Below are 23,530 nucleotides of genomic sequence, written 5' to 3'. Positions count from 1 at the left end.
AACACCTCTAAAAACTTTAACAAATAAACTTTATTTATGTTAAAATATTAACACAATAACTATTAATTATACAGTATTTATTTTCCTACACGGCACTCAGCGCATGTCTTTTTCCTACAAACTCCGTTTTAACACTTATATGGGTGCTAACGGTAATTATTTTTGCACTAAAAAAAATAATATACAACTATCAACAAGAGTATTCTTCTTAGTCTTTCTTTATCAGCGAATCCCAGACAAAACATCCTATCTGAGTTTATTAGATTTTCGACACTTCTTCGTTTCTAAGAAATTAAGTGTCCTTTTATTTAACCACTAATCGTATTAAATATTTCTGGTGTTTTTATTAATTTCGAAACAAACTTCGGGTTCACTCCTGAAATAAAGATATATTATCTCGAGACAGATAATCATCTATGAATAACTCATTCAATGAGTACTTAAAAACAATGATACAATGACACAACAAAAAAGAATAGTTGTTCTCAGTGGAGCTGGTATTAGTGCAGAAAGTGGCATCAGTACTTTCAGAGATGCTAATGGTCTATGGGAAGGTCATGATATTATGGAGGTAGCTTCTCCTATAGGCTGGAAAAACAATCCGGAACTGGTATTGGATTTTTACAATAAAAGAAGAAGGCAACTACAAACTGTTGTTCCTAATTTAGCACATAAAGCGCTAGTTAACCTGGAGGAAGTTTATCAAGTGTCTATTATTACCCAGAATGTCGATGATCTTCATGAACGTGCTGGTAGTAGTGACATCATCCATCTTCACGGAGAATTACTCAAAGTACGTAGTCAATATGATGAAGCATTGGTATTAGACTGGACTTCTGATCTGGTAATGGGAGATCTATGTGAGTACCAGTCTCAATTACGTCCTCATATTGTATGGTTTGGAGAAGAAGTTCCCATGTTAGAAAAAGCAATCAAAATTACGAGTAAAGCTGATATTCTTATCATTGTCGGAACGTCTATGCAGGTATATCCTGCTGCTGGTCTTCTGGAATATGCCCCATCCCAAACTCCTATTTATTTTATAGATCCCAAACCTGCAATTTCTTCTACAAATCGGATCACTGTCTATGAAGAAAATGCTTCTACAGGTGTCCCTAAATTGGTTCAAAAATTACTAACCGATACATTATAATAGTCAATGCTCGAAGAATTCTTAACCACTATTGATCACTCCCGGGCTAAAAGGTTAGCGTTTGCACAATTTATAATTGCACACCCTCACCGCATTCCTGAGTTATTGGATATCTGTGCCAGAACAGATGCAGAAATATCATACAGAGCATGTTGGGGGCTAGAATTTATGTGTAAGGAACATATTCATTATCTGTATCCGCATTTGGACAGCTTTATTACTATTGCACCAACAGTATATCAACCCCCTGCTGTACGACCTGTTGCTAAAATATGTGAATATCTGACCATATCTTTTTATCAGAAAAAAGAACCTGACATCCAACACCAATTAACACCATCACATCGCAATGCCCTGACAGAAATATGTTTTGACTGGTTTATCAGTGACCAGAAAGTCGCTGTAAAGGCATATACTATGACCTCTTTATATTGGTTAGGAACAGAATTTTCCTGGATTCATCCCGAATTAAAAAAAATCATGGAGCAGGAATATTCTACCGGAAGTGCTGCTTATAAAGCCCGAGCCCGACAAATACTCTCTAAATTATCCCGAAAATAACAGATGTAACAGTATGTAATCAACCCCCTCATATAATCCACTAGGCATTCATAAAAAACTACTAAATAATATTTTATCTCTAGCAGCAGAGTATTTACATCCTAATTTATTGAGAAGTTATCCCAGGAACTCTCAGTATATTCCTAATCTCTTCTATTAGGTAATCTCCTTTATCAAAAAGAAAAGCTCAAGTAGCTGGAATTGATTCTACGAATTTGCCTTAAAGTAGTTTACATAATTCATATGAAAACTATTAACTACAAATATTATACATTATCTTTGCAGCTTTAAAAAATTAAACATATGTCTTTATTGCCTTTGCAAGCCATCTCTCCTATTGATGGTCGCTACGCTTCCAAAACAAAATCTCTTAGTGCCTATTTTAGTGAAGAAGCACTGATCAGATACCGAGTATTAGTAGAAATTGAGTATTTCATTGCCTTATGCGAACTTCCATTACCACAGTTACAGGATATTGACACGGCTTTGTTTTCTCAATTAAGAGAAATATACACTTCTTTTTCTACGGAAGATGCTCTAGCAATAAAGAATATTGAAGCTGTAACCAATCATGATGTAAAGGCTGTAGAATATTTCATAAAAGAAAAATTCGATGCATTAGGTTTAGAAAAATATAAAGAGTTTATCCACTTCGGGCTGACTTCTCAGGATATTAACAATACGGCAATTCCATTGAGTATTAAAGAAGCAATGGGAAATGCTTATATCCCTCTTTTTCTGGAATTATTGGAAAAACTTAAATCCTTAGTTACAGAATGGAAAGATGTACCTATGCTGGCACGTACACATGGGCAACCTGCTTCTCCTACCAGATTAGGAAAAGAATTTGATGTCTATGTTACAAGATTGGAAGCTCAGTTTGATTTAATGAAAGATATTCCTAGTGCTGCTAAGTTCGGAGGAGCTACAGGAAATTACAATGCTCACAAAGTAGCTTATCCATCTATAGACTGGAAATCATTTGGTACTGATTTTGTTCAGGAAAAGTTAGGATTACACCATTCTTTCCCTACAACGCAGATTGAGCACTATGATCATATGGCTGCTTTATTTGATGGTCTTAAGCGTATCAATACCATCATATTAGACCTAGATAGAGATATATGGACCTATATTTCTATGGACTATTTCAAACAAAAAATTAAAAAAGGAGAGGTTGGATCTTCTGCAATGCCACATAAGGTAAATCCTATTGATTTTGAAAACAGTGAAGGTAATCTGGGGATTGCTAATGCCATCTTCGAACATTTATCTGCAAAATTACCTGTTAGCAGATTACAACGCGATCTTACTGACAGTACAGTATTGAGAAATGTCGGAGTTCCTTTTGGTCATACGCTTATCGCTTTTCAGGCAACATTAAAAGGACTAAACAAGCTGTTATTGAATGAAAGTAAGTTTGCAGAAGACCTGGAACAAAATTGGGCAGTTGCTGCTGAGGCTATTCAGACTATTCTTCGTAGAGAAGCATATCCTAATCCTTATGAAGCTCTAAAAGGTCTTACCAGAACAAACGAAGCCATCACAAAAGAATCCATTGCCAATTTTATAGACTCTCTGGATGTATCTGATGCTATCAAAACAGAATTAAAAGACATTTCTCCTGCTAATTACACAGGAATCTAACAAGGTTAAGAATATACTTATTATATTTAATACATGAACAATAGAGCGATGTTTATCCTTTCTGCTATGATTTGCGCAGGGTTCATTTGTTGTGCGCTGATGGATATCTTAGATCATATCCTCCCTAAACTAATTTTAGGGAGCTTATTTTTGTTTTTTCTTCTGAATTTATTCTATGTAAACCTGAAAAAACGATAAAACTTTTTTTAGAAATATCGCATCCTTATAAGTACATCCATATAAGCGTATCTTAAGAAACTGATAATAAAAAACCAGGTGATTTTAATTAAAATCACCTGGTTTTTTATTTTTCCTTTTCAAAGTATTCGAGTACGTTTTGAATGATAATTGAAGTAAAGAACTTCTTGTATTCTGTATGTCTTGATTACATCTCCAGCATTCCACCTATTTTCTTAATTCCTGATAGGTCAATTTTTCCTTCTTTCAGGCTATTTCCTAACTTAGCAATTTTAGTAGGTTGCATCTTATCTCCTAATACCCTAAAAATAGCCAGCCCTTTCTCTTTTCCTTCTGCAAATATAATTACCTCATCTATTGCCTCTTCTGTTCCCAAATACTTAAACACGACACTTCCTCGTTCATCATTAATCTTCATTAATGTCTCGTATTTCTCAGATTGGAAAATCTTATTAATTGTAGCAACTTCTTTATTAAACCTCGGTTGATCTATATTCTTTACTGGTAATGCCAAAATATTTATCTTTCTGATGCTTTCCAGAGCTTCTTTCTCTTCTGCTGTATAATTAACCTTATTATTATTAAGAATACTTCCTGAGATATCTAATGATATAAAGTCTTTATCTTCTTGATGGTCTACAAAGTATTTTTGCAACGAAGGTTCACTATTACAACTTACCATCAGCAATGCACATAGTATGCTTGCTATTCTAATTATATAATTCATATTTCTTTTTTTGATTGATTCGTATTTATTTATACTCAGACTTCTTAATGGCGTATCAAGAAGCCTGAGTCGCATAACAAAATTATATGTAATCGCTCTTAAATGTTTTAATAGCTATAGTAACGAAGAATGAATACTTTTTTTGTTATACTATAATTCTATGCTAAGTGCTTAGCTTTTTTTTACTTTTTTCAGTTCTTTTCCTCCAGGGATATTAAGGTCATCTGCTAATTTAGAAACTTGTTTCAAATCGATATTTCCTTTTATTCTCAAAACAATTGTTTTTGGACCATCGTCTTCCACACCTTCTAAAAACATAAACAGTTCGCTTACATAATCATCATTTTTCCCTGGCTTGGAATAAAAGCGAATATTTTTCCCTTCACTATTCACTCTCATTAACTCGTCTAAAGTAGCACTTTTTAGATATTGTTCCACATCTGCTTTCATTTTTTTTCCAATATCTTCTTTTTCTGTAGCAAACACTTTAATATTCTCGATATTCTCTACCAAATCAATATATTGTTGTGTTTCTGCATCTTTACTATCAAAATCTATCTTGCTTAATAATTTGAATATTTTACTAGTCATCACCATGGATGATACCCCGTTCATATTCTCATATTTATCGAAATTACTCTGTGCACTTGCTAATATTGGCAATGCTAAGAAAGCTACTATTATTAATCTTTTCATACTCTTTTTTTTATTCTTATTCTTAAATAAGATGTTTCGTTATTTACTTTATTAATTTGTTTCTGGTGTTCTCAAATTCTTTGAGGTACACCAAATCTCTTTTGCCCTCATTCATATATTGAGAAACCAAACTGAGGACTTCTTTGGTCTTTTGCAAGGCTACTTCTGGATCCTCGAAAGTATCCACATCTACCTCATTAACTACAGGCTTATTAATGTCTGTTATAAAAATACCTGCTATTAACGCTATTGATGCTGCTACCCCACCCCATTTATACCATGTGGTACGATGTGATGTTCCTGGCAATCTAATTCCTGATGGAGCTACAACAGCCCGTTGATCAGAAAAAAATTGAAACATACTCTTATATTTTTCGAGATGAGACGGCACATTATCTCCGGTAAAATAAACCTTTAATTCTTTTTCTTCAGAAATGGTCGTTTCTCCTTCAAAATATTTTTCGAGTAATTTTTCGATTTTAGATAACTCCATAATTATGTGTATTTACTAATCTTTGTTGTATTGTTTTTCTTCCTCTTGATAATGCTACTCTAACAGCTGTTTCTTTCATATCCAACATCTCTGCTATTTCTGCATTATTATATTGTTCTATATCACGTAATTGTACGATCAACCGTTGTTGTTCCGGGAGGCTATCCATAATTTTACCTACCCAATCCAAACTGTCTCTTGCTTCAACCTGACGGTGTAAAGACGCACTTTCATCTTTATAATTACTATGGACAATCTTTAGATTATCACTTGATTTTGCTTTTAACTTATCATAGCAATAGTTTTTAGTCATAGTGACAGCAAATGCTTCTACATTTTTATATTTTTCCATTTGCTTTTTATTCTTCCACAGTTTTAGTAACACCTCTTGCGTAGCATCTTCGGCTTCCTCATTACTTACTAAGAGTCGTTTGGCCAACCTATAGAGCTTATCCTTAAACCCATTCGTTAATGCTATAAATGTCTTTTCTTTCATTTTTTGATTGATTGATATAAAACCTCTTTCGTTAGCTTTATACTTTGGAGACGACTATACTCCTAATTTGTTACAATGTTTTCATAATTTATAATAAAGTCGTTACTTTTAGCTTTATAATATTAATAATAAGGTACGAATGAAAAATCTGAAATACATTGCATTACTCACTATTTTATGCATTACTACTCATAGTTGCTTCAAAGATAATGATGACGTACCACAATCAGCGAGTACTGTAGAGATTAATAATTTTATCTGGAGAGGAATGAATTATTTTTATTTATATAAAGCTGATGTTCCTGATCTGGCAGATAACAGATTTGATTCTACCCAAGAGTTCCAGGAATTTCTGACCAGTAAAGAAACTCCAGAAGATTTCTTCGACGGGCTTCTTTCCTCCGTGGATGAATTTAGTTTTTTAGTCGATGATTATATTGCACTGGAACAAGCCTTTGATGGTATTTCTAAAAATAATGGAATGGAATTTGGTCTCGTAAGATACCCGGATACTCCCAGCAACCTTTTTGGGTATGTTCGCTATGTACTTCCGGATACTGATGCTAAAAACAAAGGAATTACCAGAGGAATGATATTTAATACGATCGACGGGGAACAATTAACCGAAAATAATTATAAAAAGCTGCTGGATCCAGATACATATACCATTGGCTTAGCAACTTATACTGATGATGTAATCACTCCTACAAATGAAACAGTTAGTTTATCCAAATCTCAATATCAGGAAAACCCAATTTTTATTGCCAAAACAATAACTGTAACCGGAAAAAAGATAGGCTACCTAATGTATAATTCATTTACCGGAGATTTTGACAATCAGTTAAACAATATCTTTAATGGTTTTAAATCCGAAGGAATTACAGACCTCGTTCTGGATCTGAGATATAACGGTGGAGGTTCTGTTACTTCGGCCATTGATTTATCCAGTATGATCACGGGACAATTTAACGGAAAAGTTTTTAGTACCGAAGAATGGAACAGTGATCGACAAGATCAATTCGGAGGGACCAATCTTTTTGACAATACTACCAGAAGTGGACAACCTATTAACTCTTTGCAATTAAATACCGTATACATTCTCACCACCCGAAGCTCTGCCTCTGCCAGTGAGCTTGTTATAAATGGTCTAAACCCATACATAAATGTTATTACCATAGGAAGTAGTACACGAGGAAAGTTTCAGGCTTCTATTACATTATACGATGCTCCTAACTTCTCCAGATCTGAAGCCAGCCCTTCTCATACCTATGCAATTCAGCCATTAGTATTAAAATCTATAAACGCCGCAGGCTTCACTGATTATTTTGATGGCTTTACTCCCACTATTGAGGTTAAAGAAAATTTTAGTAATTTAGGTAAACTGGGGGATGAGAATGAACCACTGCTTCAAGCGGCTATAAATCATATAACCGGGAAAAGAAAATTTCAGAAAAACATATATACTATACCAGAAATTATTGGCGATAGCAAAATGTTTTCCCCAAATTATCAAAGAATGTACAAAGATTAAAAATAAAATTCTATTTTACCCCTGATATAATGAATGTGTGAATTAAAACAAACTAATATGAAAAAGAAAACAAAATTTAACTTACTACTACTACTGTTGTCTTTTAATGCCTTATTGATTTCGTGTTCTGGAGATGATGACAACACTACTCCAAATACAGATAATGAAATTAACAATCCCCATCAAAATATTCACCGTTTTATATGGAAGGGAATGAATCAGGTATATTTATATAAAGAAAATGTAGCTGACTTAGCCAATAATCGTTTTAGTTCTGTAAATGATCAAAATAAATATTTTAGTACGTTTGCTACTCCTGAAGCTCTTTATGAAAAATTAAAATCTACGACCCCTAAAGACCGCTTTAGTTTTCTTACTGATGACTATATCAAGTTAGAGCAAAACTTTAGTGGAGTTTCTAAAAGTAACGGAATGGATTTTGGGTTAATTCGCGCCGCTGCAAATTCTAATGATGTGATTGGATATGTGAGATATATTCTACCTGGAACAGATGCCGAAAACAAAGGCATAAAAAGAGGAGATATTTTTGCTACAATTGATGGTGAAAAACTAACCGTTAATTCGAATTTTGGAGAAATTTTCGGGCGAGACTCATATACTGTAGGATTTGTATCCCACGGTGATCTAACTCCTACCAAATCAGTAGCTCTCACCCAGGTAGAATATGCAGAAAACCCAGTTTATATTGCTAAAACTATTGATTATAACGGGCAAAAAATCGGATATTTAATGTACAATGGTTTTACAGGAGATTATGATGAACAATTAAATGATGCTTTTGGTCAGTTCAAGACTGATGGTATTACGGATTTAGTCTTAGATTTCAGATATAATGGAGGTGGATCAGTACGAACAGCAATTGACCTATCTGCTATGATTACAGGTCAGTTCAAAGGAGAAGTTTTCTCTAAAGAAATATGGAATAGTGAATTAACCGCACATTTTCAATCAACGAATCCAGAAAGGTTGATCAACAGATTTCAGGATACTACCAGAAACGGTACACTTCTAAACTCTTTAAATCTAAGTAAGTTATACGTTCTGGCTACAGACAGAACTGCTTCAGCCAGTGAACTAGTAATGAACGGACTAGAACCCTATATCGATATCATTCATATCGGAGAAAATACAACCGGAAAACATCAGGCCTCCATTACACTTTATGATTCTCATAATTTTGGAAGAGAAGGTGCTAGTAAAGATCATACGTATGCAATCCAGCCATTGGTTTTAAAATCAGCTAATAAAAATGGAGTTACAGATTATGATAACGGGCTTACTCCTGATTTTGAATTTTCGGAGAGTCTAGCTAATTTAGGAATTTTAGGAGACGTTAATGAGCCTTTCTTAAAAAGTGCATTAGATCATATCACTAATGGTACTGTCCCTGCGAACTCTGCTAAACAAAACGCAATACATTTCTCTACAATTGGAGAAACTAAAATGTTTACCTCTTCTTATCAGAGAATGTACAAAGAAGATGTTGACCTTAATTTTATCAATGAATAAAATAAAACGTCATACACCATTATAGAAAAAGCCTGCAATTGCAGGCTTTTTCTATAATAACTCTTACGTCGTTAACAGGAGTATTCAGCTATATATATTAAAATTTGAGATTCATTCCTATTCGCACATTTCGTCCCAGCGTACTAAATCCATAAATCTCCTGATATTCTTCATTTAATATATTATCAACAGAAGCATAGACTGTCATTACATCCAGTAACTGATGATTTATAGCAGCATCTAAAACTCCATAAGAAGACAATGTCCTAGGTTCCGAAGCAAAAGTTGCCAGGTTAAAAAAGTTATCTTCTCTTCTTCCATTAAACTGATAACTTATATTAGAATATGTCTTAGGGCTTATTTGATATCCAACACCAACATTAAACTTTATTTCAGGAATTCTGGTTTGAGAAATTTCGTCATCCAGATCTGTATAAGTAAAATTCCCAGTCATTGTCAGCTGATCCTTCAGTATTCTGGTCAATACTTCTACTTCTACTCCTTGCGTATTAAAAGAATCTGCCACATTTTGATATTGAAACACAAAATTCCCAGTATCTACAAAATCTACAAATTCTTTCTCTTTTCTATTAAAATAAACGACACTAACACGCATATTTTTCTTTTTAGCCCATTCTAAACCTGCTTCTATTGTATTATTCTCTTCCGGTTTTAGTTCCCTGTTTCCATAAGAAGGAGAAAATAACTGAAATAAAGTAGGTGTAATATAAGCTGTACTATAAGAAGCCAGTGCCTTTATTGTATTTTCTTCTCCGATAGCATATGCATATGAAGGATTTATACTATATACCAGGTGTGTTCCATATTCACTATGAATATTTAACCTAGCTCCTGCATTAATTGTCATCCCAAAAGGAGAAGTATATACCAGATTTACATACGGATCTAAAATATCAAAATCAGCTGCTTCATCATTGATTATCTGTGTTAATTCAGAAAATTCATTAGCTCCCTGAAACGCTTCATAATCGTTATTGGCTCCGTTGATTCCCAAAACCGTATGAAGGTCATCGGCAAAAGTATATTTATTATACACATCAAAGGTAAAGGAACGACTATCAGAAATTCGATATCCGGAACCTGACGCAAAACTTCGTCTAAATAATGAGTAGTTACTTTCTGCTACTATATTTCCATTAGCATACTGATATTCCCAATGACTTCCTCCTCGTAATTGACGACTAAAAGAGTTATTCGCAGCATCTGCTCCTCCTCCTGCATCATAGGCATTCTTAAACTGATCTAGATTTCCAAAAACATGGAATTTAAACCGGTCATTCCATTGATACCCTATTTTACTTGCGACATTAAACCGAGAGTACGCATCTTTATCAAATGTACTCTCAGAAGTATCCTCCGGTAACTTCTCTGCTGCCGAAATTCCATCAGAAAATCGGTTGCTAAAACTCGCTATATACGACACCTTACCCACAATTCCATTAACAGAAGCCCGATTAATAAACTCTGCCACATCATATTCCTGATCTTCCTGAGATTGGTTTGTCCCTATACTGGAATCAAAATTAACGCTTATCGATTTTTTAGAAGCTGATTTTGTTGTAATATTAATTACTGCAGTGGCAGCTCCCGATCCATACAGAGTACTAGAAGCTCCCTTGAGAATTTCGATCTCTTTAATTGATTGTGTCGATAACAATCTCAAATCAAATTCTCCCGAAATCGTAGAAGGGTCACTAACTGTAACACCATCTATTCTTACAATCACCTGTCTGTTTCTTCCTCCCCGGATATAATATCCCAACACTCTTCCTCCTGCACTTCTGTTTCCATTAATCTCTACTCCTGCCACTCTATTTAGAACTGTTGCTACTGATTGCCCTTTACTGTTTTCCAGCTCCTTACTACTAATTTTAGTAATTACCTTACCACTGTGGATTCGCTTCAGTTTAAATTTAGAATCAGAAATAACCACCTCATCTAGTGTTGTTACTTTTTCTTCTCCGCTCTCTTGAGAGATTACAACACTAGTTCCCAGCACGCACAATGCAATGCTATAAAACGCTTTCTTTTTTAATGTATTCATACATAAATTAATAAAAAGGGAAAAAAAGTATGTAGTTTACCCATACCCAAACTTTTATCCCGAAAGTTTGACTTTACAAATGAATTCTGGCAGGTCTCCTGGCTTACATCTTATTATTTTCCTTCCCATTAAGAAAATTCCTAACAGTGGTTATGCAGTTATAATAATAAGTACCCTATAACTTAATTGTATAGATGGCTGAGTTTACAGTTGCGGGAACAGCTCAGGAATATTGATATGTTAAAAATCAAATCACCTGATTCCCTTTTAATTTTTAATACTTAGTATTGTATTAAAAAACCAAAAAAATCGCAGCAAATGTATCATGTTTTTCGCAATTAAACTCCTAAAAAAAAGTATTTTTTTACGAAATTCTCATCTATTTTTTAAAAAGACTAATAAATCTTAATAGATTTGTATAGCACTAAAACAATATTCAATGTTGTACTATATAACAGGAGGAGAACGATCAGGAAAAAGCAATTATGCCCTAAACCTTGCTCTAGAGCTCTCCGAATCACCTTACTATCTTGCTACATCCAGAGTCTGGGATCAAAATCATCAACAACGTATCGACAGGCATAAAAAAGAAAGAGATGACCGATGGACTTCTATCGAAGAAGAGAAAAAAATTGCTTCCGTTATTGTCGAAAAAAGTGTCGTAGTTATTGATTGTGTAACATTATGGCTGACGAACTTTTTCGTCGATCTGGATAATGATGTGGAAAAAGCACTGGAAGAAGCAAAAAAGGAATTCGACAGACTTATAGCTATAGATGCAACTATTATTATTATTTCTAATGAAATAGGAATGGGAGTTCATGCCAGTACGAAAGTAGGAAGGCAATTCACCGAACTCCAGGGATGGATGAACCAATACATAGCAAAAAAATCAGACAAGGCTATTTTAATGATTTCCGGTATTCCCGTAACAATAAAAAGTTTTTCTAATACATAAGAAAAATACAGAAACTCTGAAAAACGAATATTATATTTGAATTACATTAAACATAACCCCACAAATGAATTTTAATATAACGTCTATTTCTAATGATGAATTAGAAGGAAAATTAAAACACAAAATTGACAACAAAACAAAACCAAAAGGAGCTTTAGGAACATTAGAGTGTATTGCAAAGCAGATTGGATTAATCCAAAACACACTCGAACCATCGATCCAAAACCCAACCATGATTGTCTTTGCTGGAGATCACGGCATTGCTGCCAAAGGAGAAGTAAATCCATTCCCACAAGAAGTTACTTCTCAAATGGTTTTTAACTTTCTACAAGGAGGAGCTGCAATTAACACCTTCTGCAATCTGAATACTATGAATTTAAGTATTGTGGATGCAGGAGTAAACTTTGATTTTAAGGATGTGGAAGGTCTTATCGATGCTAAAATTGATTTTGGTACCAAAAATTATCAGGAACAACCTGCTATGACTCCTCAACAATTACATGCTGCCATCGAAAGAGGAAGTACCATCGTCAAAGAGCATCAATCAAATGATTGTAATACTATTGCTTTTGGAGAAATGGGTATTGGGAATACATCTGCTGCTTCTTTATTAATGGCATATTATACCGGAATTCCAATCGAAGATTGTATCGGTGCCGGAACCGGATTGCAAGAAGCCGCCATCCTAAATAAAATTAATATTCTTTCTAAAGTATATAACAGTTATAGCCCTAAATCCGCCATGGAAGCATTAGCCACATTTGGCGGTTTTGAAATTGCTATGATTACAGGTGCTATTTTAGAAGCAGCACAGTTAAAAATGACAATCATCATTGATGGTTTTATTGTTACTGCTGCACTATTAGCTGCACAGGCTATTCACTCCAAAGTAATTGATTACTGTATATTCGCCCATAACTCCGGGGAGCAAGGACATCAGAAAATGCTTCGGTTTTTAGATAAGGTCCCCCTTCTTAATCTTGGTTTACGCCTGGGAGAAGGAACCGGGGCTGCAATTGCTTTACCAATCATTCAATCTGCCGTTTCATTTTTAAACCAAATGGCTAGTTTTGAAGATGCTGCTGTCAGTGATGAAGTGGTAAAACGATAAAACAATAATAAATGACAAGAGGAGTACTTTCTGTTTTAATAGCTTGTTGTGGTTTTTATCTTATACATTATGTAAACTACGAAACGTACCAAGCTGCTACGACAGAAAGTACAGCTCCTGAGTCTCCTCCTCTTGTCACGATCTTTTATAATGTCTATAAAATCCTCACTTTTTCTATGGGTCTTCTCAGTCTGTATATGGGCATTATTTCTTATAAACAACAATACAAATACAGTTATCTAGGAATTGTAATGGGGATATTCTTATTAATAATTACTTTTGTTCCTTTCTGGAAATTTTTCTTGTAATTAAAACTTACTATTTTTATTTCCTTATAACGTATCCCTAAAAAATGATAAAAAAGGAGATTCATATTTTTCTAACTGCTATTATGTTTTTTACAAGAATCCCTTGCCCTTCCTGGGTACATCATCAAAAGGAATATCAGAAAAAAAGCATCCGATACTTCTCATTAATCGGGGGAATTATCGGAGGATTAAGTGCTGCCGTTTTCTATGCTTCTTCTTTTGTTTTTTCAAAAGAAATCTCTATCATACTAGCTATGATTACATCAATCTACAGTACAGGAGCATTTCATGAAGACGGTTTTGCCGATGTATGTGATGGCTTGGGAGGTGGATGGAATAAAAAGAAAATTCTGGAAATCATGAAAGATTCCCGAATAGGTACATATGGAAGCATCGGAATTGTCTCTATTTTAGCACTTAAGTTTTATGCCTTACACGCTATTGATATCGCATATATCCCACTGGTATTGGTTAGTGGGCATATGCTCAGCCGGTTTATTGCTACTACACTTATCTATACTCTCCCTTATGCCAGAGAAGAAGAGAGTAGTAAAGTAAAAACTACCGCTACTGATATAAGTACTTCTTCTCTATTAATCAATGGATTTATAGGAATTTTCCCATTATTTTTATTTCAAAATTTATGGCTTTTCATCAGTATATTGACTATGTACATTTCTAAAATGTACCTCGCTAAAAAATTCAAAAAATGGATTGGAGGTCAAACAGGTGATTGTGCCGGAGCTGTGCAGCAAGTAAGTGAGGTTATATATTACCTAACAATAATCAGCATATGGAAATTTATGTAATTAGACATACTACCCCTGATATAGCAAAAGGAATATGCTATGGACAGAGTGATATAGGAGTTGTTGATACTTTCGACCAGGAGAAAGAAAATATACACCGTCAACTTCCCTTATCTGAAATCACAACTGTATATTCCAGTCCATTACTTCGCTGTAAACTATTAGCAGAAACATTCCAGAAACCAGTTGTATATGATGAACGGTTAAAAGAATTAAATTTTGGGGATTGGGAATTACAATCATGGGACGCCATAGATCAAAAAGAGTTAAAACCGTGGATGGATGATTTTGTGACAACTCCGGTACCAAATGGCGAATCCTACATAGCGCTACAGAAACGAGTGGTTTCTTTCTATCAATCCCTCCCCCATTCCAGCTCACAAAAAATAATTATCGTATCACATGCAGGTAGTTTACGAGCTTTACTCTCTTATTTACAAAATATATCGCTAAAAGATTCTTTCAACATAAAAATAGCTTATGGAGATGTTATTCAGTTATAAAACCTTCAAAACCTCCTTATATCTAATCATATGTCTTACTGTACTTTCCTGCAAAAAAAAGACACCTGATACAGCAGACACTTCTTCTGAAACACCAATAGTGTCAGAAGTAACTATCGAATATGCACAGGGATTTTCTATTAAGAAAACCAAAACATATCAGGAAATTACCGTTTCTTCTCCCTGGCCCGGTACTACAGCTACCTATACCTACATTACATATCCCAAAAACCAAAAAAAACCAGTACATAATAACCCAAATGCTATTTTTATCCCAGTACCTGTTGAACGTCTCATTGCAACCTCAACTACTGACATCCCTAAAATAGAGGCTTTGAGTTCAGAAGACAAAATAGTTGGTTTTCCTCATACGGATTATATCTCTTCTCCTAAAACCAGAATGCGAATTGAAGAAAAAAAAATATCCGATATTGGCAATGAGAGTGCTATCAATACCGAACTCGCAATGGAATTATCTCCTGATCTTATTATCGGATTTTCCGCTACAGGAGATACAAAAGCATATGATCTATTAGAAACTTTAGGAATCCCTGTTATCTATAATGGTTCCTGGATGGAGCAACACCCTTTAGGAAGATCAGAATGGATTAAATTTATAGCTGCTTTCCTCGATAAAGAAAATGAAGCTTCTCTCATTTTCGAGAACATCAAAAAAGAATACCTCTTGGCAAAAAAAAAGGCAGCACAAGCAACCAATAGCCCTTTTGTTCTTTATGGCAGTATGTATAAAGACATATGGTACGCTCCTGGAGGAAATAGTTATAAAGCACAACTCCTAAAAGATGCAAATACTACCTATATCTGGGCTGATGATTCTACATCCGGAAGCCTGCAATTGAGTTTTGAAACTGCACTTGAAAAAGGAATGAATGCTGATATATGGGTAGGTCCTCTTCATGCTCCTACACTTACAGATTTATCACATAAAAACGATAAATACACTCTTTTTCATGCATTTAAAAATGAATCCGTATATTCATCTTCCTTAATCAAAGGAAAAACAGGAGGTACCATTTTTTATGAACTAGGGTCTTTACAACCAGATTTAATACTAAAAGATTTAATAAAAATTGCGCATCCTCAGTTATTAGAAAATTATGAATTAACTTTCTTTAAAAAACTTGACAATTGACCCCAAATACATCATATCGTCTCGCATTTACTATTATTTCTGTAGTAGCTATATTGTGTTTTATTACTAATATTAGTCTAGGTTCTTCAGTGATCCCATGGGAAGATACATTACAAAGTTTGCTTGGTGGAACCATCGAAAAAGAATCCTGGAGACATATTATTATTTCATATCGACTACCCAAAGCATTTACTGCGGTTATTGTCGGAAGTGGTCTGGGAGTTTCCGGACTTCTGATGCAGACACTCTTCAGGAACCCTCTAGCTGGTCCTTATGTATTAGGACTGAGCTCAGGAGCTAGCTTAGGTGTTGCCATACTGGTATTGGGTATTCACCTTTCCGGGATTGCAACAATTACTTTCTTTGTTTCTAAATGGAGTACAATTCTAGCTTCCAGTATAGGAAGTATTCTCGTTTTATTATCGGTAATTGCTATCTCTAATAAAGTAAGAGATACCATGGCGATTCTGATTATCGGATTGATGTTTAGCAGTATTACAGGTGGCATCGTCAGTGTATTGTCTTATTTTACCCCCGCAGAGCAATTACAACAATATACCTTTTGGAAATTAGGAAGTCTGGGGAATTTATCCTGGTATGACTTAGGGATATTAAGTAGCATGTTTATCGTAGGTATTATATTAACCATTTTAGCTATCAAACCGCTAAACTCTTTGCTACTTGGTGAAAACTATGCTCGTAGTTTAGGTGTAAATATAAAAAAAACACGTTTTTTAGTTATTGTCGCTACAGGTTTACTAGCCGGTAGCATTACAGCTTTTGCTGGACCTATTGCTTTTATAGGACTAGCTGTTCCCCATCTAACCAGGCAACTATTTCATAGCTCTGATCATAAAATATTACTCCCAGCAGTTATCTTACTGGGAAGTATTATTATGCTTTGCTGTGATACTGTGGCACAATTACCTGCAATGGAGATCACATTGCCAATCAATGCAGTTACCTCCTTAATTGGTGCTCCTGTGGTGATATGGCTACTCATTCGCAAAAGAAAAATGTTATTTTAAGATTAAACAAATTGAGTCAGGAAAATCAACATATCGTTATCCAAACCGAAAACTTATCTATCGGTTATCGTCAGCATAAAAAGCTTATGGTAGTTGCTGCTGATATTAACTTAAAACTTTATGAAGGAGAGCTTATCGGACTCGTAGGAGCTAATGGAATTGGAAAATCTACCCTCTTGAAAACGATCGCTAAAGTACATCCTTTATTACATGGGTCTATTTTTCTATCCGACAAAGAAATCAGAAAGTACACCCCACAGGAACTTGCTACCCAATTAAGTGTCGTCCTTACAGAGCGTATTTCTTCTAAAAATCTAACCGTAAAAGAACTTGTTGCACTGGGAAGACATCCATATACCAACTGGGTAGGAAAATTGACTGAAGAAGATATTAATATTGTCAAAAAAGCGATCGATATCACTCATATTAATGAATTAACAGAAAAAAGATGCTTTGAACTCAGTGACGGACAATTGCAAAAGGTACTCATCGCCAGAGCCATTGCTCAGGATACTCCTATCATCCTTCTGGATGAGCCTACAACTCATCTCGACATCTATCACAAAGCATATATCTTAAAACTGCTAAAACGTCTCGCTTTTGAAACGAAAAAAACCATCTTATTTTCTACTCATGAAATTGATTTCGCTATTCAATTATGTGACAAAATGATTGTCATGAATACAGATGGGTTTGAGTTTGGACGACCAAAAGAACTGATTCAATGTAGAAGCTTTTCTTCACTATTCCCTCAGGATCTCATCATTTTTGACAGTGAAACCGGCACTTATAAAGTGAGAAACTAGCTTTTCTCAGCCCTATAAAAGAGATCTTATACTTGTAAAAATGCATTTCATCGGTTTATTTTACCGATTATGGAAAAACTATACAATTTCAGTGCGAAACACTCATACACTTTCTAGCAAAACAGCCTACCTTTGTTTTTGAATTAAAACCATTTCAAAAATGAACAAAATTTTCAAATTCAAAGCTGTATTAGTATTAATTATCGCTGCTGGCTTATCTTTTAGCTGTAGTAAAGATGATAACGATGATTTAGTTATCACGGATCCTACTTCAGAGTTTGACGCAGAATTGATTGTTACAGAAGATAATGTTGGCAACAAAAGAGAAGTTTCTGTAAACGCTGATAGTAATACTGGATCTACCATTAAAGCTAAAGTAAAGTTCTCCTCTACTACTAAATCTATGAGACGTTTATACATTACACAAGATATTGGTGGTGTCGGAGAAGAACCTTTTGTATTTACATCACAGGAAGTTGATGAAAAACCAGATGGTTCATTAGACCTGGTTGGAGACGACAAAAAAGATTTTGAATTTCAAATCAACTTAGACGCTCCTGCTAACCTAACCAACGGAACAGTTGTATATAAATTCTGGGCAACTACAGGTCGTGGAGACTTTAGGGATATTACCAAAAGAAATGCCTTAGGTGATGATGTAATTGGTACGATTACGATTAAGTATGGTAATGGTAACAATAGTAATTCAGGAATTCACGTATATGAAGGAATTCAATTATTTGCTCCGTTAGCAGATGGATCTTCTAGTACTTTCCTCTCTTTATACAATAACTCTGTATACAAAATTAATCAAGGAGAAGAATATGCTGCTCTTTGGGATTTCGGATATTACTATGGAGCATCAGGAAAAGCTTCTTTATCTTCTACTGATGATTATCCTTCTAATATTATTAACATTGCTACTGTAGCAAATACACCTGCTGATGAGGTGTTCAACAAAGCATATTTTAGTCTTTCTGCTAAGACAACTGCCGAGTTTGATGCAATAAGCAATGCTACTGATTTAGATTTTGTAACACAGTCAACTAATCAGACGATTAACTCTCTTTCTGCAGGGGACGTTGTTGAATTCGTAGATAACTACGGAAAGAAAGGGCTTATCAAAGTAACAGAAGTATCAGGAACTTTTGGAACCGGAGATTTTATCAAAATAGATATCAAAGTACAACTATAGTACACATTTTATAACGATACCAAAGGCTAATTCGTAAAAGAATTAGCCTTTTTTATTTTATCCAATATTATAGAAATACCAACTAATCTTTATCTTTGGTCTAAAAAAATAAGCATGTCAGAATACATCTTACTTATTGTAGCCGTAATCGCTATCTTACTTGGTTTTTTTATAGGAAAATATGTTGCTGGTCTAAAGAATAAGAACCAACAAAACACCTTGGAAGAAAAATCGAATCGCATTCAGTTACAATACGATGAATTCAAAAAAAATGCAGTTCAGCAATCCGAATTATCCAAACAACAATATCAGGAGTATAAAAACACAGTAGAAAAACAACTCTCCGATATCATAAAAGAAAGAGAGGATATACGAAGGGAAAAAGATTTTCTCAATACAGAGCTCACACGAAGAAATACAGAGTTTGAAAATTTGTTACTCAAAAACAAAGAACAAAAGGAAGAGGTTGATAAGCTACAGGAAAAATTCACAAAAGAGTTTGAAAATCTAGCAAATAAGATCCTAGATGAAAAATCTAATAAATTTACCGAACAAAATAAAGAGAATATAAAAAACATCCTTTCTCCACTGCAGGAAAAAATTGTCAATTTCGAAAAAAAAGTGGATCAAACTCATAAGGAAAGTATTGATTATCACGCTGCTTTGCGACAGCAAATTTTAGGTCTAAAAGACCTTAATGAGCAGATGAGTAAAGAAGCAACAAATCTAACTAAAGCACTCAAAGGAGATAGCAAAATCCAAGGAAACTGGGGAGAATTAGTCCTAGAAAGAGTTTTAGAAAAATCCGGATTAGAAAAAGACAGAGAATACTTCGTACAGCAAAGTTTCACAACAGAGGATGGGCAACGTATTTTGCCTGATGTAGTGATCTATCTTCCTGATAATAAAAAAATGATCGTAGATTCCAAAGTTTCTCTTACTGCTTATGAACGTTTTATCAATGAAGATGACGAACAACAAAAAACGAGTTATCTCAAGGAGCATGTTACTTCATTAAAAAGACATGTAGATCAATTATCTTCCAAAAATTATCAGGATATATACGATATAGAATCCCCGGATTTTGTATTGCTTTTTGTTCCTATAGAACCTGCTTTTGCGTTAGCCATTAATGAAGATAATAAGCTGTATAATCAAGCCTTTGAAAAAAACATTGTTATTGTTACTCCCTCGACCTTATTAGCCACATTGAGAACTATTGATACTATGTGGAACAATGAGAAACAGCAACGAAATGCTTTAGAGATTGCCAGACAAGCTGGTGCCTTATACGATAAATTTGAAGGACTGGTAAAAGACCTGACTGGAGTAGGAAAAAAAATAGACGACGCCAAAAAAGATTATTCCTCTGCTATGAACAAATTAGTAGAAGGACGCGGAAATCTTATAACAAGTGTCGAAAAATTAAAAAAGATGGGAGCAAAAGCAAAAAAATCACTTCCTGATGCAATCATTAAACGAGCAAATCAAGATAACGATTTAATAAATTGATATCTATTTAATGGATCCAGAAAGGCTTTTTATACACGTTTTTACAACTCTGCTATACAACATCTCAGTTATTTTATTGATTTGTACTACACTTTATTATCTTTTCAAAACTGAAAATAAGCACAAAAGGAATTTTTATCCTTACCGGATCATCAGTCTCTTTTTTAACTTCTTTACTACCCTCTGTATTAATGTATTTTTCCTCAGAAGCGGGATTTGATTGATTTAAGATTTATTACCAGATCAGTTATGGGATCTCATTTTTAGGAAGGATTGTATTTGCTATTGGTTTCTTCATTCTTTTTCAAAAACTAATAAAATTAAAAAAGGCTACTGAATAAGATATCACTTCCCTGTTTTACTTTTTTATTTTTAAGTACCTTAGCCTTCTTTATTGATATAGATTATGAAAAAAATATTAGCAATTATTATTGCATCTATCATACTATCATTCGCAGCATACTTTGCTTTTATATATTATTCCAGTTTTAGCGAAGGAGTTCGAAGTGGAGAACTTATTAAGTTTAGTAAAAAAGGAATTGTATTTAAAACCTATGAAGGAGAAATTAGTCAGGGTATTTCAGGAGCACAAATTTTTAGCTTTTCCGTAGAGGATAAACACAAAGAAGTAATTCGCAAACTGGAACAACTTCAGGGGAGATATGTAAAATTAAAATACAAAGAACGGTTTAGCACTTTTTCCTGGCTTGGAGATACTAAATACTTTATTATTGAAGTATCAGAAGAAGAATCTCCACACTTCCGAAATAAATAAGAAACTTTTGTCTGTACCCTTAACAATCATTTTATATATTTTCTTCTGTATGGAGATTTTCAAATTACTACTTATGATGTAATCTTTGTTATTCTTTCTTTGATCAGTATATTATTAGGGGATTCCTCCAGTGCCCACTTATAAAACTGCAAGGCTTTCTTTTTATTTCCTTTAAAAGAAAAAAGATCCCCCAGGTTTACAATTTGTAGTATACTAGGATTAAAAGACATTCCTACTTTATCTGATAATACTTTATAGCGTTCCTGTAATTTTTCTCTTGTCAACTTATAATCAGTTGACTGAAAAGAAACGTCTTCAAAAATAAACGACAATCCATCTTGCAAAGCAATCATACTGACAGAATGGTGTTCTCTGTCTTCATAAAATTTATGCTTAAAATGCAGTCCGTTTTCTTTGGAATTATCCAATAATTTTGCAAAACTTTTAATCGTTTCCTGATGCAAATTACTGGCGGGCATTGATGGAGTTCCCTGTTGGTTAGCAATTGCCAGAAACAAGCTTTTATTTGTAAACTTCTTTGAGATTAACATCTCTTTAGCATCATAAAACAACCTTCTGTTATCCCACCACAAACTAGGATCTGAAGCTATAAATGCCTGAAAAAATCCTTCTTTTTCTAAAAGTGTATACAGTGTATTAAGTCCTCCAAAAGAATGGCCCGTCAATATATTAAACCCACTGGTTCTATACATTCTATTTACCTTCTCTCCTACTTCGTTTGCTATGAATTCATAAAAGGCAAAAGCATTTCCACTCTTTTCGTATCGCTTTGTTTTTTTACCATTCGGAAAAGTCGTCGCTTTTGTAGGTGTCAAATCAAACATCCTGTTTTTTTGATGAATTGCTACGATAATTAATTCGGGAATAGCTGGTTTTACACCATTTGCTAAAAAATCATATACTCCATTAGTTACCACCTTCTTCTTTCCCCCATCAAGAACATACAGAACCCCAAAATTACTTTTTACAGCCAACGGGTGATAATAATTCTTGGGTAAAAAAACAGTTACCAGCCTATCTTCTCCTAAAACTTCAGAGGAAATAACATGTTTATAAACGTAATTTTTCTCTTTCTGTCCATATAAACTACAAAAAAAGAACAGACAACATATAATAGTATACGAATAGGATATTTTCATGTTTTCTATCAATCAAAATACCTGATAAAAGTACTGTTTTGTAACCTCCTTGATATAACGTAAAACGTACTATAATTGCCGCAAAAAGTATTATTTACATTTCAAACAAAGGTTTCTATATTTCAGAGCCTGTTTCAACGTACTAATTCTCTTTTTCGGAAAAGTTAGTCTTCCTTATAAATCCAAAACATTATTTAGAATAATTATATTTTAGACATTTTAACGTTTATTTAAAATCATAAAAACACTTGATCTTACTACTTTTATATAAGATTATCCGGTGATTACTAACTAATCACACACAATACTAAAATGATCAATTCGTTTGAAAAGTGTCTGCCACGTATACATATAGTACTATATATGTATGTTTTACAAGATCGGACATCAGACATAAATAGTTAGTTTACTGATAATCTAAAAAGGGATTTCTTATGAAATGAGTATGATTTCCCTCTTGTATTTATCAGCTAAAATAATAGATATCTTAAAAATCATTGAATCAAGATACAGGCATTAAACTACCTCCGGGCAAATCCATGAGGTATTCGTTAGAAACAAATTTTCAATTTCAAGGCAGGTCTTGGGTTAGTATACCCTTTGGCGGTGCCAATAAAACCAAGGAGCAACATGAGAACTACTTATCAGCTATTGACACTTATCTTACTATCATACTTCTTTCTCAATTGTGGAGGTAGTGATGATGCTACTCCTGTAACTGATCCTATTGATCCTGTCGAAAAAAAAACGTATGAAGCAGATGTGAAGTCTATTGTAGACACACATTGTATCAGTTGCCACAAAACCCCTCTGGCTAATGGAGCTCCTATGCCACTAGAGACTTTCCAAGAAGTTAAAAATGCCATGCAGAATCGCGATATGATAGGCAGAATATCAACTACAAATACCTTAAATATTATGCCTCCTGCAGGAAAAATGTCCGATGCAGACATCAATACAATCGTACAATGGGAAAAAAGTGGACTTCCTGAAAAATAACCCATCTAAGAATACAGACATATGTTACTCTAATGACACAATACGCTTATAACGCTTATCTGTTAACTATCAAATAAAGGGTAGTAGAAAAGTGATATATGTATTCTACTACCCCT

23 protein-coding genes and 1 riboswitch are annotated in these 23,530 nt (G+C 34.1%); of the genes, 17 read left to right on the top strand and 6 right to left on the bottom strand.

The genetic code is table 11. From position 1 onward, the window contains the following. Nucleotides 1-457 precede the first annotated feature (457 nt). The 3 genes from HN014_RS15680 to purB all read left to right on the top strand — a co-directional run bounded on the left by HN014_RS15680 (nt 458) and on the right by purB (nt 3,361). Nucleotides 458-1,153, top strand: a complete 696-nt coding sequence (locus HN014_RS15680) for an NAD-dependent deacylase (protein WP_176029795.1) — start codon at nt 458-460, stop codon at nt 1,151-1,153. Nucleotides 1,154-1,159: 6 nt separating this feature from the next. Then, complete coding sequence (locus tag HN014_RS15675) at nt 1,160-1,714, top strand: adenylosuccinate lyase (protein WP_176029794.1); 555 nt, start codon at nt 1,160-1,162, stop codon at nt 1,712-1,714. 303 nt (nt 1,715-2,017) lie between these two features. After that, nucleotides 2,018-3,361, top strand: a complete 1,344-nt coding sequence (gene purB / locus HN014_RS15670) for an adenylosuccinate lyase (protein ID WP_176029793.1) — start codon at nt 2,018-2,020, stop codon at nt 3,359-3,361. 385 nt (nt 3,362-3,746) lie between these two features. On the opposite strand, the gene HN014_RS15665 is transcribed toward purB, so the two are convergent. From HN014_RS15665 to HN014_RS15650, 4 genes are all read right to left on the bottom strand, one after another. Next, a complete protein-coding gene (locus HN014_RS15665; protein ID WP_176029792.1) occupies nt 3,747-4,286 on the bottom strand; it encodes a DUF4252 domain-containing protein in 540 nt (179 codons plus the stop codon). A gap of 171 nt (nt 4,287-4,457) precedes the next feature. After that, nucleotides 4,458-4,982: a DUF4252 domain-containing protein gene (locus HN014_RS15660; RefSeq protein ID WP_176029791.1), complete on the bottom strand. Its 525-nt coding sequence runs from the start codon at nt 4,980-4,982 to the stop codon at nt 4,458-4,460. 43 nt (nt 4,983-5,025) lie between these two features. After that, nucleotides 5,026-5,475: a hypothetical protein gene (locus HN014_RS15655; protein WP_176029790.1), complete on the bottom strand. Its 450-nt coding sequence runs from the start codon at nt 5,473-5,475 to the stop codon at nt 5,026-5,028. Then, a complete protein-coding gene (locus HN014_RS15650) occupies nt 5,462-5,971 on the bottom strand; it encodes an RNA polymerase sigma factor (RefSeq protein ID WP_176029789.1) in 510 nt (169 codons plus the stop codon). The genes HN014_RS15655 and HN014_RS15650 overlap by 14 nt, the downstream gene beginning before the upstream one ends. A gap of 139 nt (nt 5,972-6,110) precedes the next feature. Here HN014_RS15650 and HN014_RS15645 point away from each other — a divergent pair, with 139 nt between their 5' ends. Together HN014_RS15645 and HN014_RS15640 are read left to right on the top strand one after the other, a co-directional pair. Further along, nucleotides 6,111-7,502: a S41 family peptidase gene (locus tag HN014_RS15645; RefSeq protein WP_176029788.1), complete on the top strand. Its 1,392-nt coding sequence runs from the start codon at nt 6,111-6,113 to the stop codon at nt 7,500-7,502. A 57-nt stretch (nt 7,503-7,559) separates the two neighbouring features. Further along, on the top strand, nt 7,560-9,032 hold the full coding sequence (locus HN014_RS15640) for a S41 family peptidase (protein ID WP_176029787.1): 1,473 nt from the start codon (nt 7,560-7,562) through the stop codon (nt 9,030-9,032). 97 nt (nt 9,033-9,129) lie between these two features. On the opposite strand, the gene HN014_RS15635 is transcribed toward HN014_RS15640, so the two are convergent. Continuing rightward, nucleotides 9,130-11,097, bottom strand: a complete 1,968-nt coding sequence (locus HN014_RS15635) for a TonB-dependent siderophore receptor (RefSeq protein WP_176029786.1) — start codon at nt 11,095-11,097, stop codon at nt 9,130-9,132. 70 nt (nt 11,098-11,167) lie between these two features. Next, nucleotides 11,168-11,417, bottom strand: a riboswitch (cobalamin riboswitch). 119 nt (nt 11,418-11,536) lie between these two features. Here HN014_RS15635 and HN014_RS15630 point away from each other — a divergent pair. The 11 genes from HN014_RS15630 to HN014_RS15580 all read left to right on the top strand — a co-directional run bounded on the left by HN014_RS15630 (nt 11,537) and on the right by HN014_RS15580 (nt 21,255). Continuing rightward, the gene (locus tag HN014_RS15630) at nt 11,537-12,055 is read left to right on the top strand and encodes a bifunctional adenosylcobinamide kinase/adenosylcobinamide-phosphate guanylyltransferase (RefSeq protein ID WP_176029785.1); all 519 of its coding nucleotides are present in this window, start codon (nt 11,537-11,539) and stop codon (nt 12,053-12,055) included. 64 nt (nt 12,056-12,119) lie between these two features. Continuing rightward, a complete protein-coding gene (cobT, locus tag HN014_RS15625; RefSeq protein ID WP_176029784.1) occupies nt 12,120-13,166 on the top strand; it encodes a nicotinate-nucleotide--dimethylbenzimidazole phosphoribosyltransferase in 1,047 nt (348 codons plus the stop codon). An 11-nt stretch (nt 13,167-13,177) separates the two neighbouring features. Beyond that, a complete protein-coding gene (locus tag HN014_RS15620) occupies nt 13,178-13,474 on the top strand; it encodes a hypothetical protein (protein WP_176029783.1) in 297 nt (98 codons plus the stop codon). Between the two features lie 44 nt (nt 13,475-13,518). Next, nucleotides 13,519-14,283, top strand: coding sequence for an adenosylcobinamide-GDP ribazoletransferase (locus HN014_RS15615; RefSeq protein ID WP_176029782.1), 765 nt, complete (start codon nt 13,519-13,521; stop codon nt 14,281-14,283). Further along, nucleotides 14,268-14,786, top strand: a complete 519-nt coding sequence (cobC, locus tag HN014_RS15610) for an alpha-ribazole phosphatase (RefSeq protein WP_176029781.1) — start codon at nt 14,268-14,270, stop codon at nt 14,784-14,786. Before HN014_RS15615 ends, cobC begins: the two co-directional genes overlap by 16 nt. Beyond that, nucleotides 14,764-15,939, top strand: coding sequence for an ABC transporter substrate-binding protein (locus HN014_RS15605; RefSeq protein WP_176029780.1), 1,176 nt, complete (start codon nt 14,764-14,766; stop codon nt 15,937-15,939). Before cobC ends, HN014_RS15605 begins: the two co-directional genes overlap by 23 nt. Continuing rightward, nucleotides 15,936-16,967, top strand: coding sequence for an iron ABC transporter permease (locus HN014_RS15600; RefSeq protein WP_176029779.1), 1,032 nt, complete (start codon nt 15,936-15,938; stop codon nt 16,965-16,967). The genes HN014_RS15605 and HN014_RS15600 overlap by 4 nt, the downstream gene beginning before the upstream one ends. 11 nt (nt 16,968-16,978) lie before the next feature. Next, nucleotides 16,979-17,773 (top strand): ABC transporter ATP-binding protein, encoded by a 795-nt coding sequence (locus HN014_RS15595; RefSeq protein ID WP_176029778.1) that lies wholly within the window; start codon nt 16,979-16,981, stop codon nt 17,771-17,773. 160 nt (nt 17,774-17,933) lie between these two features. Further along, complete coding sequence (locus tag HN014_RS15590; protein WP_176029777.1) at nt 17,934-18,968, top strand: hypothetical protein; 1,035 nt, start codon at nt 17,934-17,936, stop codon at nt 18,966-18,968. A 114-nt stretch (nt 18,969-19,082) separates the two neighbouring features. Beyond that, nucleotides 19,083-20,480, top strand: coding sequence for a DNA recombination protein RmuC (rmuC, locus tag HN014_RS15585; protein WP_176029776.1), 1,398 nt, complete (start codon nt 19,083-19,085; stop codon nt 20,478-20,480). 406 nt (nt 20,481-20,886) lie between these two features. Next, nucleotides 20,887-21,255, top strand: a complete 369-nt coding sequence (locus HN014_RS15580; RefSeq protein ID WP_176029775.1) for a 6-phosphogluconate dehydrogenase — start codon at nt 20,887-20,889, stop codon at nt 21,253-21,255. Nucleotides 21,256-21,326: 71 nt separating this feature from the next. Here HN014_RS15580 and HN014_RS15575 read toward each other — a convergent pair whose 3' ends face one another. Beyond that, nucleotides 21,327-22,415 (bottom strand): alpha/beta hydrolase, encoded by a 1,089-nt coding sequence (locus tag HN014_RS15575; protein WP_176029774.1) that lies wholly within the window; start codon nt 22,413-22,415, stop codon nt 21,327-21,329. Nucleotides 22,416-23,045: 630 nt separating this feature from the next. Between HN014_RS15575 and HN014_RS15570 the strand changes: the two genes are divergently transcribed. Continuing rightward, a complete protein-coding gene (locus tag HN014_RS15570; protein WP_176029773.1) occupies nt 23,046-23,414 on the top strand; it encodes a c-type cytochrome in 369 nt (122 codons plus the stop codon). Nucleotides 23,415-23,530 lie beyond the last annotated feature (116 nt).

This window comes from Aquimarina sp. TRL1 (assembly GCF_013365535.1).
GTDB lineage: Bacteria > Bacteroidota > Bacteroidia > Flavobacteriales > Flavobacteriaceae > Aquimarina > Aquimarina hainanensis.
This window is presented reverse-complemented; position numbering and strand designations above follow the sequence as displayed.

Coding starts and splice junctions, on each gene's coding strand:
- HN014_RS15575 (WP_176029774.1), bottom strand. CDS start 22,415: ATGAAAATATCCTATTCGTATACTATTATATGTTGTCTGTTCTTTTTT.
- HN014_RS15620 (WP_176029783.1), top strand. CDS start 13,178: ATGACAAGAGGAGTACTTTCTGTTTTAATAGCTTGTTGTGGTTTTTAT.
- HN014_RS15660 (WP_176029791.1), bottom strand. CDS start 4,982: ATGAAAAGATTAATAATAGTAGCTTTCTTAGCATTGCCAATATTAGCA.
- HN014_RS15580 (WP_176029775.1), top strand. CDS start 20,887: ATGAAAAAAATATTAGCAATTATTATTGCATCTATCATACTATCATTC.
- HN014_RS15665 (WP_176029792.1), bottom strand. CDS start 4,286: ATGAATTATATAATTAGAATAGCAAGCATACTATGTGCATTGCTGATG.
- HN014_RS15650 (WP_176029789.1), bottom strand. CDS start 5,971: ATGAAAGAAAAGACATTTATAGCATTAACGAATGGGTTTAAGGATAAG.
- HN014_RS15645 (WP_176029788.1), top strand. CDS start 6,111: ATGAAAAATCTGAAATACATTGCATTACTCACTATTTTATGCATTACT.
- HN014_RS15630 (WP_176029785.1), top strand. CDS start 11,537: ATGTTGTACTATATAACAGGAGGAGAACGATCAGGAAAAAGCAATTAT.
- HN014_RS15675 (WP_176029794.1), top strand. CDS start 1,160: ATGCTCGAAGAATTCTTAACCACTATTGATCACTCCCGGGCTAAAAGG.
- purB (WP_176029793.1), top strand. CDS start 2,018: ATGTCTTTATTGCCTTTGCAAGCCATCTCTCCTATTGATGGTCGCTAC.
- HN014_RS15635 (WP_176029786.1), bottom strand. CDS start 11,097: ATGAATACATTAAAAAAGAAAGCGTTTTATAGCATTGCATTGTGCGTG.
- cobC (WP_176029781.1), top strand. CDS start 14,268: ATGGAAATTTATGTAATTAGACATACTACCCCTGATATAGCAAAAGGA.
- HN014_RS15605 (WP_176029780.1), top strand. CDS start 14,764: ATGGAGATGTTATTCAGTTATAAAACCTTCAAAACCTCCTTATATCTA.
- HN014_RS15615 (WP_176029782.1), top strand. CDS start 13,519: ATGATAAAAAAGGAGATTCATATTTTTCTAACTGCTATTATGTTTTTT.
- HN014_RS15680 (WP_176029795.1), top strand. CDS start 458: ATGACACAACAAAAAAGAATAGTTGTTCTCAGTGGAGCTGGTATTAGT.
- HN014_RS15590 (WP_176029777.1), top strand. CDS start 17,934: ATGAACAAAATTTTCAAATTCAAAGCTGTATTAGTATTAATTATCGCT.
- rmuC (WP_176029776.1), top strand. CDS start 19,083: ATGTCAGAATACATCTTACTTATTGTAGCCGTAATCGCTATCTTACTT.
- HN014_RS15570 (WP_176029773.1), top strand. CDS start 23,046: ATGAGAACTACTTATCAGCTATTGACACTTATCTTACTATCATACTTC.
- HN014_RS15640 (WP_176029787.1), top strand. CDS start 7,560: ATGAAAAAGAAAACAAAATTTAACTTACTACTACTACTGTTGTCTTTT.
- cobT (WP_176029784.1), top strand. CDS start 12,120: ATGAATTTTAATATAACGTCTATTTCTAATGATGAATTAGAAGGAAAA.
- HN014_RS15655 (WP_176029790.1), bottom strand. CDS start 5,475: ATGGAGTTATCTAAAATCGAAAAATTACTCGAAAAATATTTTGAAGGA.